Annotated in this window: 16 protein-coding genes; 8 read left to right on the forward strand and 8 right to left on the reverse strand. The window is 62.2% G+C overall.

What is annotated here, in order from left to right:
• Window positions 1-16: 16 nt before the first annotated feature.
• Complete coding sequence (locus DZG07_RS14885) at window positions 17-2083, forward strand: FUSC family protein (RefSeq protein ID WP_119821753.1); 2067 nt, start codon at window positions 17-19, stop codon at window positions 2081-2083.
• A gap of 12 nt (window positions 2084-2095) precedes the next feature.
• Here DZG07_RS14885 and DZG07_RS14890 read toward each other — a convergent pair whose 3' ends face one another.
• A complete protein-coding gene (locus DZG07_RS14890; RefSeq protein ID WP_119818220.1) occupies window positions 2096-3217 on the reverse strand; it encodes a DUF2336 domain-containing protein in 1122 nt (373 codons plus the stop codon).
• Window positions 3218-3371: 154 nt separating this feature from the next.
• Here DZG07_RS14890 and DZG07_RS14895 point away from each other — a divergent pair, with 154 nt between their 5' ends.
• A complete protein-coding gene (locus DZG07_RS14895; protein WP_119821754.1) occupies window positions 3372-3827 on the forward strand; it encodes a MaoC family dehydratase in 456 nt (151 codons plus the stop codon).
• Window positions 3827-4708 (forward strand): CoA ester lyase, encoded by an 882-nt coding sequence (locus tag DZG07_RS14900; RefSeq protein WP_119818223.1) that lies wholly within the window; start codon window positions 3827-3829, stop codon window positions 4706-4708. The genes DZG07_RS14895 and DZG07_RS14900 overlap by 1 nt, the downstream gene beginning before the upstream one ends.
• On the opposite strand, the gene DZG07_RS14905 is transcribed toward DZG07_RS14900, so the two are convergent.
• Together DZG07_RS14905 and DZG07_RS14910 are read right to left on the reverse strand one after the other, a co-directional pair.
• Window positions 4705-5313, reverse strand: coding sequence for a flavin reductase family protein (locus DZG07_RS14905; RefSeq protein WP_119818226.1), 609 nt, complete (start codon window positions 5311-5313; stop codon window positions 4705-4707). The two genes, DZG07_RS14900 and DZG07_RS14905, sit on opposite strands and share 4 nt — an antisense overlap.
• Before the next feature lie 5 nt (window positions 5314-5318).
• Window positions 5319-5903, reverse strand: a complete 585-nt coding sequence (locus tag DZG07_RS14910) for a nitroreductase (RefSeq protein WP_119818229.1) — start codon at window positions 5901-5903, stop codon at window positions 5319-5321.
• A 180-nt stretch (window positions 5904-6083) separates the two neighbouring features.
• Here DZG07_RS14910 and DZG07_RS14915 point away from each other — a divergent pair, with 180 nt between their 5' ends.
• Window positions 6084-6974: a hypothetical protein gene (locus DZG07_RS14915; protein WP_348626378.1), complete on the forward strand. Its 891-nt coding sequence runs from the start codon at window positions 6084-6086 to the stop codon at window positions 6972-6974.
• A gap of 92 nt (window positions 6975-7066) precedes the next feature.
• Here the strand turns inward: DZG07_RS14915 and thrS are convergent, their stop codons facing one another.
• The 3 genes from thrS to DZG07_RS14930 all read right to left on the reverse strand — a co-directional run bounded on the left by thrS (window position 7067) and on the right by DZG07_RS14930 (window position 9784).
• Window positions 7067-9046 (reverse strand): threonine--tRNA ligase, encoded by a 1980-nt coding sequence (gene thrS, locus DZG07_RS14920; RefSeq protein ID WP_119818231.1) that lies wholly within the window; start codon window positions 9044-9046, stop codon window positions 7067-7069.
• Window positions 9047-9154: 108 nt separating this feature from the next.
• Window positions 9155-9529, reverse strand: a complete 375-nt coding sequence (gene yidD, locus DZG07_RS14925) for a membrane protein insertion efficiency factor YidD (RefSeq protein ID WP_119818234.1) — start codon at window positions 9527-9529, stop codon at window positions 9155-9157.
• Between the two features lie 93 nt (window positions 9530-9622).
• Entirely contained in the window at window positions 9623-9784 is a 162-nt protein-coding gene (locus tag DZG07_RS14930) for a hypothetical protein (RefSeq protein ID WP_162931628.1), read from the reverse strand.
• A gap of 96 nt (window positions 9785-9880) precedes the next feature.
• On the opposite strand from DZG07_RS14930, the gene DZG07_RS14935 reads away from it, so the two are divergent.
• Entirely contained in the window at window positions 9881-10780 is a 900-nt protein-coding gene (locus DZG07_RS14935; RefSeq protein WP_119818237.1) for a LysR substrate-binding domain-containing protein, read from the forward strand.
• 5 nt (window positions 10781-10785) lie between these two features.
• Here DZG07_RS14935 and DZG07_RS14940 read toward each other — a convergent pair whose 3' ends face one another.
• Window positions 10786-11229, reverse strand: a complete 444-nt coding sequence (locus DZG07_RS14940) for an iron-sulfur cluster assembly scaffold protein (RefSeq protein ID WP_119818240.1) — start codon at window positions 11227-11229, stop codon at window positions 10786-10788.
• 236 nt (window positions 11230-11465) lie between these two features.
• Between DZG07_RS14940 and folE the strand changes: the two genes are divergently transcribed.
• The 3 genes from folE to DZG07_RS14955 all read left to right on the forward strand — a co-directional run bounded on the left by folE (window position 11466) and on the right by DZG07_RS14955 (window position 13659).
• Window positions 11466-12104, forward strand: a complete 639-nt coding sequence (gene folE / locus DZG07_RS14945) for a GTP cyclohydrolase I FolE (RefSeq protein WP_091916694.1) — start codon at window positions 11466-11468, stop codon at window positions 12102-12104.
• Window positions 12105-12147: 43 nt separating this feature from the next.
• Window positions 12148-12603, forward strand: a complete 456-nt coding sequence (gene hisI / locus DZG07_RS14950) for a phosphoribosyl-AMP cyclohydrolase (RefSeq protein WP_091916693.1) — start codon at window positions 12148-12150, stop codon at window positions 12601-12603.
• A gap of 84 nt (window positions 12604-12687) precedes the next feature.
• The gene (locus tag DZG07_RS14955) at window positions 12688-13659 is read left to right on the forward strand and encodes a patatin family protein (protein ID WP_119818243.1); all 972 of its coding nucleotides are present in this window, start codon (window positions 12688-12690) and stop codon (window positions 13657-13659) included.
• Here the strand turns inward: DZG07_RS14955 and recJ are convergent, their stop codons facing one another.
• Window positions 13660-15444, reverse strand: a complete 1785-nt coding sequence (gene recJ / locus DZG07_RS14960; RefSeq protein ID WP_119821756.1) for a single-stranded-DNA-specific exonuclease RecJ — start codon at window positions 15442-15444, stop codon at window positions 13660-13662. It abuts the gene before it with no gap.
• Window positions 15445-15475 lie beyond the last annotated feature (31 nt).

The raw sequence follows: 15475 nt of genomic DNA on the forward strand, positions 1-15475 counted from the left end.
GCTGTCGGGGATGCTCATGACCCGGCTGCGCCTCAAGGACTTTCTGCCCAAGCCCGAGAACCTCCGCCCGACGCGCGCGGATTGGATTTTCGCCATTCGCACCACCGTAACAGGGCTGATTGCTCTGTCGATTGCCTTTGCGCTGCAGCTGGAGCAGCCGCAATGGGCGATGATGACGGTGTTCATTGTTTCCCAGCCGGTCGCCGGCATGGTGCTGGCCAAGGGATTTTACCGCCTGCTCGGCACGCTGGCCGGGGCGCTTGCCGCCGTTGCCATCACGACGCTCACAGGATCGAGCCCCTGGCTTTTCGTGACAGTCCTGGCGCTGTGGATCGGGCTTTGCACGTTCACATCTTCGCTGCTGCGCAACCCCGAGGCCTACGGCGCAGTCCTTGCCGGCTACACCGCCGTTATCATCGGTATGCCGTCATTCGGGCATGAACACCTTGCCGTCGAGCTGGCAGTCGCCCGCAGCACGGAAATCATGCTCGGCATCGTCTGCGCCGGCATCGCCAGCCGCCTGTTTCTGCCGCAACTGGCGCGCGACGCGATCATATCCCGGCTGAAGCGCTGCATCCTGGACCTCTCCGCCTACGCCAATGGTGCCTTTGCCGGGGGCGAAAAAGGGAAGCTGGATGCTCTGCACCGCAAGCTGATTGCCGACATACAGGCACTTGCCGAAATGCGCGCCTATGCGCGGCTCGAAGCGCCCAGCCTTGCCGCCCACGGCCACCCGGTGCGCCGAACGATCGGCCATCTTCTGTCGGCCTTGTCGGCCACGCGCATGCTGCACGGCCATGCAGCACCGCTAAACGCCGCCCTGATGCCGGTCCGCAATGAGCTGAAAACCTTGCTCGGCGATTTGACGGCTTCCGGCTCAACCGCCCTCGTCGATACGAAGCCATGGATTGCGCGCCTCGATGCCATCGCGGCCCAGGCACGGCACATGCCGGAAGATTCTGCCGGCGAAGGAAGCGACAAGGTTGGTGCTGCGGCTCGTTTGACGATTGCCGGCGAATTCGCCGACTCTCTGAAAGAGACGCTGCGCGGGCTGGACGCGCTGCGCAGTCCCGCAACCGGCCGCGCGCGGGATCGGCGGCAGCCTGCCCTTGTCGTGCACCGCGACCGTCGCGCGGCACTGAGAAATGCCATCCGCGCGGGTGCTGCGACAATGCTGGTCATCGCGTTCTGGATGACGACGCGCTGGTCGGACGCCGCCGGTGTCGCCATTCTCGTTGCCGTCGTTTCGAGCCTCTTCGCAACACGCCCGGCACCGGTTGAAAGCGCCCTGGAGTTCTTCAAGGGAACGCTTCTGGCCGCACCGTTTGCTTTTCTGGTCGGGCAAGTCGCGCTGCCTGCTTTGCCGGGGTTCGGCTGGTTCGTGCTTTTTGCAGCCCCAATCCTGATCGCGGCGGCACTCGGCATGGCAAACCGCCGGCATGTCGGCATTTCGACTGCCTTTGCCATCAATTTCCTGGCTTTTCTCAACCCGCACCAGACCATGGTCTATGCGCCGCAGGCGTTCTTCAACAGCACCGCTTCGATTCTCGTCGGCATACTGCTCGCCATGGGCGTGTTCGCCGTCGTTTTGCCGGCGAGACCGCAGGACACGGCCGCTCGGCTGATCAAGGCGATGCGCGACGATCTTGCACGGCTCTGCCTGCACGAGCGCCTGCCGAGGCGCTCGGCCTTCGAGAGCCTCGCCTATGACCGGATCAACCAGATTCTGCCGTTGGTTCAACGGCTTGGCCAGGCCAGCGAAACCGTTCTCGAAGGCAGTCTTGCCGCCATGACGGTAGGATTGGAAATCCTGCGGTTGCGCAAGCTGCAGCTGGCAGATGGGATTTCGAACGAGGTCTCGGAACTGATAACCAAGTTCCTGCGGCAGTTCGCGCGCGACGTGTTTCTGCCATTGCCCGGCAGACAGTCTTTCGCGTCCTGGATCGACAGTGCCCGCCAAGCAGCCGCAGAAATGGCATCCGGCAACAGCAGCGCCGAAACCTTGCAGGCAGCTGCATCGCTGCGCGTCATCGCCGCTGCGATCGAGGACTATCCGCAGTTTTTCCGCAAGGTAGCCGACTGACGAAGCGATCGGTCAGGCTGCGGCGATAGCCAGGGCATGCCCGCGCGCATTGTCCCGCAAGGCTTCGATGTGGATAGCCTTCAGCAGGCCAGCGAGATCGCCCGGCGCAGACGGCCCACCCAATTCCCTGAGCATCAGCCAACTTACTTCCTGGACGCCGGCCACGCGCTTGCCGTTGGCAACTTCGCGCCAGATCTTCAGCGCCCGCAGGATGACCTTGTGTGTCGATGCCGCAAGGCCCGCCTTGCGAAACAGCGCGGACAGCGCAACGTCATGTCCGCCGGCCAGCAGCGCCCTTATGCGTGTTTCCGCCTGCTCCGTCAGCGCCACGATCGCGGCGCCGAAGAAGTCCACCTTGCCATGGGCAATGGTGCGGATGAGAAAGCTAGCGGTAAGATCGCCGCGCAGGCGCAGATGCTCGATCAGTGCGGCGAATTCGTTGGCCTGCGTGTTCTCGATCAGTGTCAGGGATGCCTTGACGCAGGCGTCGCGCATGACGCGCTCGGCTCTTGCAGAGCCCATGAGTGCGGCAACGAGCGGCGAGCGCTTCAATGCCTCGCCAACCTTGACCAGTAGCATATGGCGGCATTCGGACGGCAGGCGCGGATCGGCAATCAGCGCTTCGCGAACCAAAGCAAGATCGCCGTGACGCTCGGCCATCCGGCGGAAGCTGAGCGAGGCGATATCGGCGCCGCTGTTGGCGAGCAGCATCGCGCAGGCTTCGGGTTCGCCGACTTCGGCGATGGCGGCCGATACGGACATCGAGACAAAGGGACGGTCGGCGATGAGCTTTTGCGTCGCCTTCTGGCCCGAAGCGACGCGGTCGATGAGATCGCTATCGGTCAGCAAAGGCGAGCGCGCGAGAACCAGCCCCGCAACTTCAGGCTGGTCATTGGCCAGAACGCTGATGACCTGCAAAGGCGCGTGATGGCTCATCGACAGGGCCTCGGCCATAGCCAGTCGGACCTTGGCTGAGGGATCGTCGAGCAGAAGCGTGAGTGCGGCCTCCGCGGCGCATCGATCCTCGAACGGCAATTCTTTCTGGACATACGCCCGCGCCAATGCACTGGCCGCAGCTGCCCGCTCGGCGACCCGCGCCGTATCGATCCATTTCAGGAAATGCCCGACAATCATTCACGCCACTCGATTTTCCCACCGGAAGATTCTTCCAGCCCCGCAAATGACGTTAGGGAGAAATGGTTTACGAACGGTTCACCATATCCGTTAACCTGCTTGCGGGGGATGCAGGCAGCGACTATCAAACCCACGCGCAATGGAGGATGTGATCATGGCGGGACAGTTTCTCAATGAATTCGTGGTCGGCCAGGTCATCCGCCATACGCTGACCAAGACTGTCACCGAGAGCGACAACATGCTGTTCTCGGTCATGACGCTCAACCCGCAGCCGCTGCATATCGACTTCGACTTCGCCGCCAAAAGCGAATGGGGCAAGCCGCTGGTGAACTCCCTGTTCACGCTAGGTCTGATGATCGGCATTTCCGTGCATGACACGACGCTCGGCACCACCGCCGGCAATCTCGGCATGACGGAAACGGTGTTTCCGCATCCGGTCTTTCATGGCGATACGATCCGGGTCGAGACCGAAATTCTCTCCGTGCGCGAATCGAAATCGAAGCCGGATCGCGGCATCGTCGAGTTCCAGCACCGCGCCTTCAACCAGAACGGCGCGCTGGTGGCGAAATGTACCCGCCAGGCGATGATGCTGAAGAAGGCTGCCGCCTGATGCGCTCGCTGCTGTTCGTGCCTGGCGATTCGGAAAAGAAGCTTGAGAAGGGATTTTCGTCGGAGGCCGATGTCGTCATCGTCGATCTCGAAGATTCCGTGTCGGCGCAGAACAAGATTGCGGCACGCAAGATAGCTGCCGATTTCATTCGCGGCGGGCAAGGCCAGGATGGTCCGGCCGTCTATATCCGCGTCAACGATCTTTCGACCGGCTTGACCGACGACGACCTCGCGGCCCTCGTTCCAGCAAAGCCCGCAGGCATCATGCTGCCGAAATCCAACAACGGCGCCGATGTCCAGCTACTGGCGGTCAAGCTGCGTGTCTATGAGGTGGAAAACAACTTGGCCGATGGCGGCATCGCCATCCTGCCGATCATCACCGAGACGGCAGCCGGCGTTCTGGCGGCGGCAAGCTATGCCGGTGCAAACGCACGCCTTGCCGGCCTGACCTGGGGCGCGGAGGATCTTTCTGCGGCTGTCGGGGCGCGCGCGACGCGCGACGAGCATGGCCGCTACACAGATGTCTTTCGCCTCGCCCGCGCCATGACGATCCTCGCGGCTTCCTCGGCCGATGTGGCCGCAATTGACACCGTGTTTCCGAATTTCCGCGACATGGATGCCTTCCGCACCGAATGCATCGAGGCCGAACGCGACGGTTTTACTGGCAAGATGGCGATCCATCCGGCGCAGGTGCCGGTCATCAACGAAGCCTTCACCCCCTCGCCCGAGGCGGTCGCGCATTCGCGAGTCGTGATCGAGGCATTCCAGGCCGCCGGCAATCCCGGCGTCGTCGCCATCGACGGCCAGATGTACGACATGCCACATCTGCGACGCGCCGAGCGGTTGCTGGCGCGTGCGCAGGCGGCCAAAATCGCGGTCTAATCTTTCTCCCAGCGCGGACGGCGCATGACGAAAGTCTCTGAGATCGCCGAATAATCCATATAGCCAAGCCGGCTAACATTTCCGGCCTTGACCATATCGAACAGACCGTCTGTCAGGAACGCATCGTCGATGAAGATGCCAACCACCTCGCCAGCGACCACCACCGCGCCCGAATCGCTGCCATCGAGCATCTTCGGCCTGAAAATCTCGGTCACCTTGCATTCGAGAGCTGCCGGCACCCCGGCAACGCGCGGCGGCTTGACCATTTGCGACGGCACCATTTCCAGCCCGGCATAGTCGAACTCATTGGTGCCGCGTGGTGCGTTCACGCTTGTAAGATTCATCTTCTCGGCATGATCGCGCCCGACGAGATTGGCGACGAATTCGCCGGTTTCCGCCGTAAACGTAGCGCTGTCCTTCTCCCCGCCCGATGAAAACCAGACGAGGAAGGGATTGGCCGAAAACGCGTTGAAATAGGAATAAGGCGCGAGATTGAGCGAACCGTCGCGCCCGATCGACGAAATCCAGCCAATGGGGCGTGGTGCCACGATCGCCTTGAACGGATCATGCGGCAGGCCGTGCCCTTTCGACGGTTCGTAGAACAAGGCTCTCAGCCCTCCCAGGGACCGGAATAGTCGCCGTAGAGCGAGGTCACATCAGGCCGGGGCCGTTCCGGCACAGTGCCATCGAACGAGCCGATATGAATGAAGCCGACGACGCGCTCATGCGGGGCAAAGCCCAGAATGCGCCGCCCTTCCTCCGTGTCCGAATACCAGTTGGTGATCCAGTTGGTCTTGTAGCCGAGCGCATTGGCCGCGATGACGAGGTTCATGGCGGCCGCTCCTCCGGACAGGAACATCTCCCATTGCGGGATCTTCATGTTTTCCTTCGGGCTCGATACGACGCCGATGACCAACGGCGCACGCGAGAATCGCGCCAGCTCCTGATTGCGTCGGCCTTCCGTCAGCGGCCCTTCGCGCTTTTCCGCGAGTGCCGCCAGTTCTTCGCCGATGCGATGGCGTGCCTCGCCGCGATAGACGATGAAGCGCCACGGCTCCAGCCGGCCATGGTCTGGCACGCGCGAGGCTATACGAATCATCGTCTCGATCTCGGCGTCACCGGGCGCCGGTTCACGCAGTTCGGGTATGGGGGCCGAGCCCCTGCTCAACATGAAATCGATGATCGGTGAGGCCACGGCGTCATTCTCCTGATGTTGCTGGCTGAAGCGACCGGAGTGCAGACGGCGGCTTGGGCTGAATATGCCTTGAAATTGCCACCGCATTGGGCTTCAAAGCAAGCCATGCTCGCCGGATTCCTCCGACCTTTCGCATTCATCTTTGGTGCCTCAGTGTTCACACTGGCATCCGGGCTTGCCATGGCACAGCAGGCAGACCCATTGAAGGGCGTGAAGCTTCCCGATCTGTCGAGCTACGCCTCCCCGCATAGCGGCCGATCGTTGGCCCAAGGTGAAGGCGGCCAACTCACTCTCGCCGCCAAACTGACCGAAGCGAGCGGCGACATCGGCCGCGGGCTGATCTGGCGCGTGTTCCGGCCGGAGCCCGGCCCGGACGGCAAGCTGCCGCTAGTCGCGTCGGCTCAGGGCGGCACCAGCATGTTCCAGCTGGAACCGGGCAGCTATCTCGTTCATGCCTCGTTCGGCCGCGCCGGGGCAACCAAGCGCATCACTGTCGGCCGCGAAGCAAAGCATGAAAGCCTCGTGCTCGATGCAGGTGGCCTGAAGCTCGATGCCGTGCTTGCCGGCGGCGTGCGCATTCCACCGGAAAAGCTGCGCTTCTCCATCTACGAAGCTGAACCCGGTGCTGACGGCGACCGTGCGCTGATCATCCCGGACGTGAGCCCCAATTCCATCGTTCGGCTCAACGCCGGCGTCTATCACGTCGTTTCCACCTATGGCTCGGTCAATGCGGTGATTCGTTCCGACATCCGCGTCGAGGCCGGCAAGCTGACCGACGCGACCGTCGAACACCGTGCCGCCGAGCTGACGTTGAAACTGGTGCGCGACGAAGGCGGCGAAGCGATCGCCGACACGTCATGGTCCGTGCTGACGGGATCAGGCGACCCGGTGCGCGAAAGCGTCGGCGCTTTCGCCTCGATGGTGCTGGCCGAAGGCGAATACACCATCGTCGCCAAGAATCGAGACCGCATCTACCAACGCGATTTCACCGTCGTCGGCGGGCACAATCAGGATGTCGAGGTTCTGGCCAACGACGCCAATGCTGCCGACCCGAACGACGGGGCGGACTGATCCGTCAGTTCCCGCCAACAGTCAAATCTTCGGAATCATGAAAAAGGCGGGGCAAACACATGCCCCGCCTTTTTCGCATCGGTCAAAAAACCTTAGCCTTCTGCCAGCGCCCGCCTGCGATCCGGCGTGATCGCCTCCTCGGCCAGTGCCGCCACGGCCTCGTCCAGCGTCATCGACGTCTGGTCACGCGAGCCGAGCCGGCGGACGTTTACCGTCGCCTCTTCCGCTTCGCGCCTGCCGCAGACGAGGATGACCGGAACCTTGGCCAGCGAATGCTCGCGGACCTTGTAGTTGATCTTCTCATTGCGCAGGTCGGCTTCGGCTGACAGGCCGGCAGCCTTCAGCTTCTTGACCACGGACTGCGCATATTCGTCGGCGTCCGAGGTGATCGTCGCCACGACCACCTGCAGCGGCGCGAACCACAGCGGGAAATGACCCGAATAATTCTCGATCAGGATGCCGAGGAACCGCTCCATCGAGCCGCAGATGGCGCGGTGGATCATTACCGGCTGTTTCTTCTCCGAATCCGAGCCGATGTAGAAAGCGCCAAAGCGTTCCGGCAGGTTGAAATCGACCTGCGTGGTGCCGCATTGCCATTCGCGGCCGATGGCATCCTTCAACACATATTCGAACTTCGGGCCGTAGAAGGCGCCCTCGCCCGGATTGATCGACGTCTTGATGCGATTGCCCGAGCGCGCCCTGATCGTCTCCAGCACATTGCCCATGATTTCCTCGGCATGGTCCCATGCCTCGTCGGAACCGACACGCTTGTCCGGGCGTGTCGACAGCTTCACGCTGATCTCGTCGAAGCCGAAATCGGCATAGGTCGTCAGGATCAGGTCGTTGATGCGGAGGCACTCGTCGGCAAGCTGTTCTTCGGTGCAGAAGATATGCGCATCATCCTGCGTGAAGCCTCGCACGCGCATCAGCCCATGCAGCGCGCCGGACGGCTCGTAGCGGTGCACATTGCCGAATTCGGCAAGCTTTACCGGAAGATCGCGATAGGACTTCAGGCCGTGCTTGAATATCTGTACATGGCCCGGGCAGTTCATCGGCTTCAGCGCGAAGACGCGATCGTCGTCGGTGTCATCGCCGGCAACCGTGACCTTGAACATCGCATCGCGATACCAGCCCCAGTGACCCGACGTCTCCCAAAGCGACTTGTCGAGCACTTGCGGCGCGTTGACTTCCTGATAGCCCTGCGTGTCGAGGCGGCGGCGCATGTAGCTGACGAGGTTCTGGAACATCTTCCAGCCCTTGGCATGCCAGAAGACGACGCCCGGCCCCTCTTCCTGGAAATGGAACAGGTCCATTTCGCGGCCAAGACGGCGATGGTCGCGCTTCTCGGCCTCTTCCAGCATATGAATATACTGGTCGAGCTGCGCCTGGTCGGCCCAGGCCGTGCCATAGATGCGCGTCAGCATCGGGTTGTTGCTATCGCCGCGCCAATAAGCGCCAGCAACCTTCATCAGCTTGAAGGCCGAGCCGATCTGGCCGGTGGAGGCCATATGCGGTCCACGGCAGAGGTCGAACCAGTCGCCCTGCGCATAGATCTTCAGGTCGTCGCCCTCGGGAATGGCGTCGATCAGCTCGAGCTTGTAGGCCTCGCCCTTGTCGCGAAAAACCTGCTTGGCCTTTTCGCGCGTCCACACCTGCTTGGTGAACGGCTTGTTGCGGCCGATGATCTCGCGCATCTTCTTTTCGATGACGGGAAAATCCTCGGGCGTGAACGGCTCGTTGCGGGCAAAGTCGTAATAGAAACCGTTCTCGATCACCGGACCGATGGTGACCTGCGTTCCCGGCCAGATTTCCTGCACTGCTTCTGCCAGCACATGCGCCGTATCGTGGCGGATGAGTTCGAGCGCGCGCGGATCGTCGCGCAGCACGATCTCGACCTTGCCCGACTTGCCGAGCGGGTCGGAAAGATCACGCAGCGTGCCATCGACGGCATAGGCCACGGCCTTCTTGGCGAGCGACTTCGAGATCGATTCGGCAAGTGCCGCACCGGTCATCGACGCGTCGTATTCGCGCACGGAGCCATCGGGAAATGTGAGGGAAACGTTCGACATCATATTCTCCTATCCAGTCCCGCAAACGAGCGCGGGTGGTTAAATTGCCGGATGCGTCCGGCAGCGACGGCCTTTTAGGGGGAGATTGCCACGCCGTAAAGGCGAGAGCGTTCAGCTTTGCGTATCTTGCGGCATTTTTCCGATGCGCCAGTAACGCCACGGCGTGAACCAGCGATACCGCGCCGTCAGCCGTTCGGGCACCCGGTCGATACCATGCGTGCCCCATGGGCCGCAGCGCATCACCCGGAAAAACCCCATCCAGCCGCCCGCCCACAGGCCGTGGCGGGCGATGGCCTCATGGGCATACTCGGAACAGGTCGGAAGGTGCCGGCAGGAATTGCCGACGAAGCCGGACAGCGTGAGTTGGTAAAGGCGAACGAGCGACGTGCCGAAAACCCGGCCCGGCGTTTTGCGCCAGGGGCCGGGCCAGTTCCTGCCGCGCGCGACCGGCCGGGTCGCGTGCGCATGGTGGTGATCGTGGCTCATCCGCCTATTTCAACGCTCCGTCAGCGCCGTAGATGTCGTTTCCCACGCTGTTTTGCAACTGTCCGCCATTTCGACCCTCTGCTCCTGTGCAAGTCAGATGAGGCTGTCGTTGCGCGCAGGCCGCGCGGGCCGCTCCGGGTAACGCACTTCGACCGGATGCTCCTCGCGGCTCGGCCGATCGTGCCGGGAACGCAGCGGCATGGTCTGAAAAGTCAGGATGCGGATGACGTCGCCGAAGATGTTTGTAAGGTTCATGGCCGTAGCCTCCTTGTTGCGCAAGGATTAGACCGCGCCTGTACTTCGTCCTCAAACGAGTATAATTTCGCGCTTGGATAACTTGGGGTTATGCAAATGAAGCGTGGGCGGCTTCCTCTGACGGCCTTACGGAGCTTCGAAGTGGCGGGCCGATTGCTGAGCTTCAGCAAGGCTGCGGAGGAACTTTTCGTATCGCAGGCCGCGATCAGCCGGCAGATACGCGAACTTGAGCAGTTCACCGGCTATGCGCTGTTCGAGCGCCACCACCGCCGCGTCTCGCTGACCGAGAATGGCACGCGCCTGCTGGAACAGTTGACGACGAGCTTCGACGACATTGACCGGCGCCTGACCGAACTGCGCGAGGCGCTGCCGCATGAGACGGTGGCTGTCAGCGTCGAGCCGTCCTTCGCGGGTACATGGCTGGTTCCCCGGCTCAATATTTTCAGCCGGTTACGCCCTGATATCGATGTCTCGCTGAGCGTTGACCCGCGCCTGATCGAATTCCGCAGTCACGAAGCGCAAATCGCGATCCGCTTCAGCGCGACCGAAACATCCTGGCCACGCACCGAATCCACGCGCCTGCTCGACATTTCGGTGGCGCCGGTACTGTCTCCCGAGCTTCTCGCGTCGGGGCCGCCTCTCCTCACCCCCGGCGACCTTCGTCATCACAGCTTGCTGCACGACGAAAACCGCAATGGCTGGTCGCGCTGGTTCGAGGAAGCGGGCATTCACGACATGGCGCCGCAGCGCGGTCCGATTTTCACGGATTCTGCGCTCGCGACCCAGGCCGCCGTGCTGGGACACGGCATCGCGCTCGGCGATATCGCGTTGATCAGCCGGGACCTGCAGGCCAAGAGACTGGTAATGCCCTTCCCGATCGAGGTGCCCTATGGCGCCTACTGGCTCGTTGCGCCGGATTTCAAGGAACTGAGCGAGGCGGCGCAGGCTTTCGCGAGCTGGATTCAAGGGGAATTGAAAGCCGAGCAGGCGGGGTGACCCGATCAGGCCGCGTCGGCGTGTTTCTTCTCGATCTGGCCGATGGCGTCGACAACTGCGTCGAAGGTCAGCATGGTCGAGGCGTGGCGGGCCTTGTAGTCGCGCACCGGCTCGAGATATTTCAGTTCGTCGAAACGACCTTCAGGCGGCGCGCCGTTTTCCTTCAGCATCTTGCGCATGGTCTCGCGCACTTCGCGCAGTTCCTCGGCAGTTGCGCCGACGACATGGCGCGCCATGATCGAGGACGATGCCTGGCCGAGCGCGCAGGCTTTCACGTCATGGGCGAAGTCGGTAACGACGCCGTTTTCCATCTTGAGATCGATGGTGACGGTCGACCCGCAAAGCTTGGAATGAGCCGTCGCGGTGGCGTCTGGATGATCGAGCCGGCCGATGCGGGCGATATTTCCGGCGAAGCCGAGAATTTTCGCATTGTAGACATCGTCAATCATTGTTTTCCAATCCGTCGCCGTTTCGCAGACAGCCTTTGCCGTTTGTACATCTTCCAATCGCCCGGCAAGCCCTTATATAATGCTGGTGTTCCGCTAACGGCAAGGCGACCAACAATGCTGAACCTACGGAACTCAAGTCACGCCGCTTTCGGGCCGGAATTTCCGAACTCCCGCAAAAAGGCTGTGGTCCGTTCAACTCGTCCCTCCTGTGAGAGGGGCTACGGGAGACATCCTTCATGGACGCCGTGATCAAGAAATTGATGCCGAAATCAGAATATCTCGACAAGCCGGAGACCAACAGGCCGTCTCAGGCCGAGGTCGAAGCCGCAGTGCTCACGCTTCTGCGCTGGACCGGCGACAATCCGGACCGCGAGGGTCTTAAGGACACGCCCAAGCGCGTCGCCAAGGCGTATCGCGAGATGTTCAACGGCTACGACATGTGCCCGGCGGAAGAGCTCGGCCGCACTTTCGAGGAAGTAGCCGGCTATGACGATCTCGTCCTGGTCAAGGACATCCAGTTCCATTCGCATTGCGAGCACCACATGGTGCCGATCATCGGCAAGGCCCATGTCGGCTATCTGCCGGATGGCAAGGTGGTTGGCCTGTCCAAGATCGCACGCGTCGTCGATATCTTTGCCCACCGCCTGCAAACGCAGGAAGCGATGACGGCGCAGATTGCCGGCGTCATTCAGGAGGTGCTAAACCCGCGCGGCGTTGCCGTCATGATTGAAGCCGAGCATATGTGCATGGCCATGCGCGGCATTCGCAAGCAGGGTTCCACCACCCTCACCTCAACCTTTACCGGCGCTTTCAAGGACAGTCCCGAAGAGCAGGTCCGGTTCGTGACAATGGTGCGGAACGGCAGTTCGTCCTGATCAAAATCAGATGATTGCCGGGTCCGCGAAAAAGGAGCCGGCAATGGCCCCCATCGCATTTGACGCTACATCGGACAAGAAGACGCTGGAGGAAGGCAAATCCTTCGCGCCGCGCTTCGATGCCAACGGCCTCGTGACCGCCGTGGTGACGGATGCCCGAGACGGCATGCTGCTCATGGTCGCGCATATGAACGCCGAAGCACTGTCCCTGACGCTGGAGACAGGCATCGCGCATTACTGGTCACGCTCGCGCAACGCGCTCTGGAAGAAGGGCGAAACCTCCGGAAACATGCAGCACGTTGCCGAAATCCGCACAGATTGTGATCAGGATGCAGTGTGGCTTCGCGTAAATGTGTTGGGCCACGATGCAACCTGTCATACCGGCCGGCGTTCGTGTTTTTACAGGACGGTGACTGCAAAAGACGGAGTTGCCATCCTAAGTGATGATGGCAGCAGGCCGCTGTTCGACGTTAAAAAGACATATCCAGACGCCAAGTGAACCGCTTAAACTTGAACCGTCGCATAGATTCACCTTTTCGATACGGCCCATGCCTATCATCGGGGTGGGACATGGGAGATTTCGATGCTCGAGTGGGCGTCACTACGCAATAGAGCCGATGTGCGGGAAGCCAATGGCCCCGCTTCGTCCGGCGGCATACAGGAACCGCAGCTCCAGAAGAAATCCGGCATCTCGCTGGCGCTTGGCGGCGGCGCGGCCCGCGGCTGGGCGCATATCGGCGTGCTGAGGGCGCTCGACGAGGCCGGCATCGAGATCGACATGATCGCCGGCACCTCGATCGGCGCACTCGTCGGCGGCTGTTATCTCGCTGGCAAGCTCGACGAACTGGAAGATTTCGCGCGCAGCCTGACAAGGCGCCGCTTCTTCGGCCTGCTCGATCTTCATCTCGGCGGCAGCGGGTTGTTCGGCGGCATGAAGCTGACCGCGCGCATGCAGGAACATATGTCCGGCCTGCGCTTCGAGGATTTGCCGAAGCCTTTCGTCTGCGTTGCTGCTGAAATCAGCACCGGCCACGAAATCTGGCTGTCGAACGGCTCGCTCATCACGGCCATGCGCGCTTCCTACGCGCTGCCGGGCGTTTTCGAGCCGGTGGTTGCCAACAAGCGCATCCTCGTCGATGGCGCGCTGGTCAATCCGGTTCCGGTTTCGGTCTGCCGCGCTTATGAGCAGCCGCTCGTCGTCGCGGTCAATCTGCACTACGACCTTTACGGCCGTGCAGCCGTGATCAAGCACAACGCCGGCGAATTGGTGATCGAAAAAGACGTGCCCGCCGCCGGCCGGAAAAATGCCGACGCGCGCGCAAAAGAAACCCGGCTCGGCATCACTGGTGTCATGGTCGAGGCCTTCAACATCATCCAGGACCGCATCTCGCGGGCGAGACTAGCCGGCGACCCGCCGGATATGTCGATCCAGCCGAAGCTCGGCCATATCGGCCTGTCGGAATTCCACCGCGCCGACGAAGCGATCCGCCTCGGCTATGAAGCGACCAAGGCACATATCACGGAGCTCGAGCGGCTGCAGACCGTACTGGTGTAATCAGGCCGGCGCTGCATCGATGATGCGGAATTGCGCGGACCTGTTGCCGTTCCAGTAGTTCGAGGACAGCGAACCCGCGACATGCACCGTCCCGCCACGGCTCTTGAACAGAAAATCTCCCAGAACCGTATCGAGAGCACGAAACGCTATCGCCTGTATGCGCCCGCCGCCATCCGAGCGCAGATCGACCCTGATATGCGATGACCCGACAAGGCGCGCATCGACGATCTTATGACGCGGAAGAACGAAGACCGGCGCGACATGGCCGGCACCGAACGGTCCCGCTCTTTCCAGCGTGTCGAGCAGCGCGGTCGTCGCACCGTCGGCTGCAAGTGCAGCGTCGATTGCCAGGCTTTCCTCGCCTTGCAGGCGAAATACGTCGGCTGCGGCGCGCTCCTCGAAAAAGGCACGCAGTGCGCCGAGCTTTTCGCGCTCGACGGTGATGCCCGCCGCCATGGCATGGCCGCCGCCCTTGACGATAAGCCCGCGCTCGGCCGCCTCGCGCACCAGCTTTCCGAGATCGAAGCCCGAGACCGAGCGTCCCGAGCCTGTGCCCACACCATTGGGATTGAAGGCGATGGCAAAGGCCGGACGACGGGCATGATCCTTCAAGCGCGAGGCCAGCAGCCCGACAATGCCAGGATGCCATTTCGGCCCGGCCGTCACGATCACAGCGGGGCCGGTGCCGCCGGCGAGTTCGGCATCGGCCTCGGCGCGGGCCTCGGCAAGCATATCCTGCTCCATCGCCTGCCGTTCCTGGTTCAGCCGGTCCAGCGTTTCGGCGATCGTTCCCGCCTCGACCGGATCATCCGTCGCCAAAAGCCTGCTGCCGAGCGCTGCGTCGCCGATGCGCCCGCCGGCATTGATGCGCGGGCCGATCAGGAAGGCCAGATGAAAGGTGCCGATCGGCTCGCCGATGCGCGAGACACGCGCCAGCGCTGCGATGCCGACGTTCTTCTGCTGGCGGATGGCGAGTAGACCTTTCACCACGAAAGCGCGGTTCACGCCGGTCAGCGGAACCACGTCGCAAACAGTCGCCAGCGCCACCAGATCGAGCATCGAAAGAAGATCAGGCGGAGGAGTGTCGAGATTCCTACCGCGCAACACTTTTGCCGTCTGCACGAGCGCCAGAAACACCACGCCCGCCGCGCACAGATGTCCCTGTCCGGAAAGATCGTCATCGCGGTTCGGATTGACGATGGCGCTCGCCATAGGCAACGGCCCGCCGACCTGATGGTGGTCGAGCACCACGACATCGGCGCCGGCCTCGCGCGCGGCATCGATGGAGGCCGCACTGTTGGTACCGCAATCGACGGTGACGATCAGCCGTGCACCACGCGACACGAGTTCGCGCATCGCCTCAGGATTCGGGCCGTAACCCTCGAAAATCCTGTCGGGAATGTAGATTTCGGCCTCGATGCCGTAATGGGCAAGAAATCGCTTCAGAAGCGCCGAGGATGCAGCCCCATCGACATCGTAGTCGCCGAAGATCGCTACCTTCTCACGCCGCACGACGGCGGTGGTGATGCGTTCGGCCGCCGCTTCCATGTCCGTCAGGGAGGCTGGATCGGGCAGAAGATCGCGGATGGTCGGGTCGAGAAAACGCTCTGTATCCTCGGCAAGAACACCGCGCCCGGCGAGCACGCGCGCCACGATGTCGGGCACGCCGTGACCTTGCGCGATGGCAAGTGCTGCCATCTCCTGGCGCTCGCTCAGCCGATGCTCCCAGGCAAGCCCGGTCGCGGAGCGCTTGACGCCCAGAAAGTAGCGCCTTTGCGCAGTCATGCCCGCGATCGACCTATCGTCCATCGATACA

This window comes from Mesorhizobium sp. DCY119, assembly GCF_003590645.1.
GTDB lineage: Bacteria > Pseudomonadota > Alphaproteobacteria > Rhizobiales > Rhizobiaceae > Mesorhizobium_M.

Excerpts from the sequence above, each read along its gene's own strand:
- thrS (WP_119818231.1), bottom strand. The coding sequence starts at position 9,046 with ATGATGTCGAACGTTTCCCTCACATTTCCCGATGGCTCCGTGCGCGAA.
- folE (WP_091916694.1), top strand. The coding sequence starts at position 11,466 with ATGGACGCCGTGATCAAGAAATTGATGCCGAAATCAGAATATCTCGAC.
- DZG07_RS14940 (WP_119818240.1), bottom strand. The coding sequence starts at position 11,229 with ATGATTGACGATGTCTACAATGCGAAAATTCTCGGCTTCGCCGGAAAT.
- DZG07_RS14900 (WP_119818223.1), top strand. The coding sequence starts at position 3,827 with ATGCGCTCGCTGCTGTTCGTGCCTGGCGATTCGGAAAAGAAGCTTGAG.
- DZG07_RS14915 (WP_348626378.1), top strand. The coding sequence starts at position 6,084 with ATGGCACAGCAGGCAGACCCATTGAAGGGCGTGAAGCTTCCCGATCTG.
- DZG07_RS14935 (WP_119818237.1), top strand. The coding sequence starts at position 9,881 with ATGAAGCGTGGGCGGCTTCCTCTGACGGCCTTACGGAGCTTCGAAGTG.
- DZG07_RS14955 (WP_119818243.1), top strand. The coding sequence starts at position 12,688 with ATGCTCGAGTGGGCGTCACTACGCAATAGAGCCGATGTGCGGGAAGCC.
- hisI (WP_091916693.1), top strand. The coding sequence starts at position 12,148 with ATGGCCCCCATCGCATTTGACGCTACATCGGACAAGAAGACGCTGGAG.
- yidD (WP_119818234.1), bottom strand. The coding sequence starts at position 9,529 with ATGAGCCACGATCACCACCATGCGCACGCGACCCGGCCGGTCGCGCGC.
- DZG07_RS14885 (WP_119821753.1), top strand. The coding sequence starts at position 17 with ATGACCCGGCTGCGCCTCAAGGACTTTCTGCCCAAGCCCGAGAACCTC.
- DZG07_RS14890 (WP_119818220.1), bottom strand. The coding sequence starts at position 3,217 with ATGATTGTCGGGCATTTCCTGAAATGGATCGATACGGCGCGGGTCGCC.
- DZG07_RS14895 (WP_119821754.1), top strand. The coding sequence starts at position 3,372 with ATGGCGGGACAGTTTCTCAATGAATTCGTGGTCGGCCAGGTCATCCGC.
- DZG07_RS14930 (WP_162931628.1), bottom strand. The coding sequence starts at position 9,784 with ATGAACCTTACAAACATCTTCGGCGACGTCATCCGCATCCTGACTTTT.
- recJ (WP_119821756.1), bottom strand. The coding sequence starts at position 15,444 with ATGACTGCGCAAAGGCGCTACTTTCTGGGCGTCAAGCGCTCCGCGACC.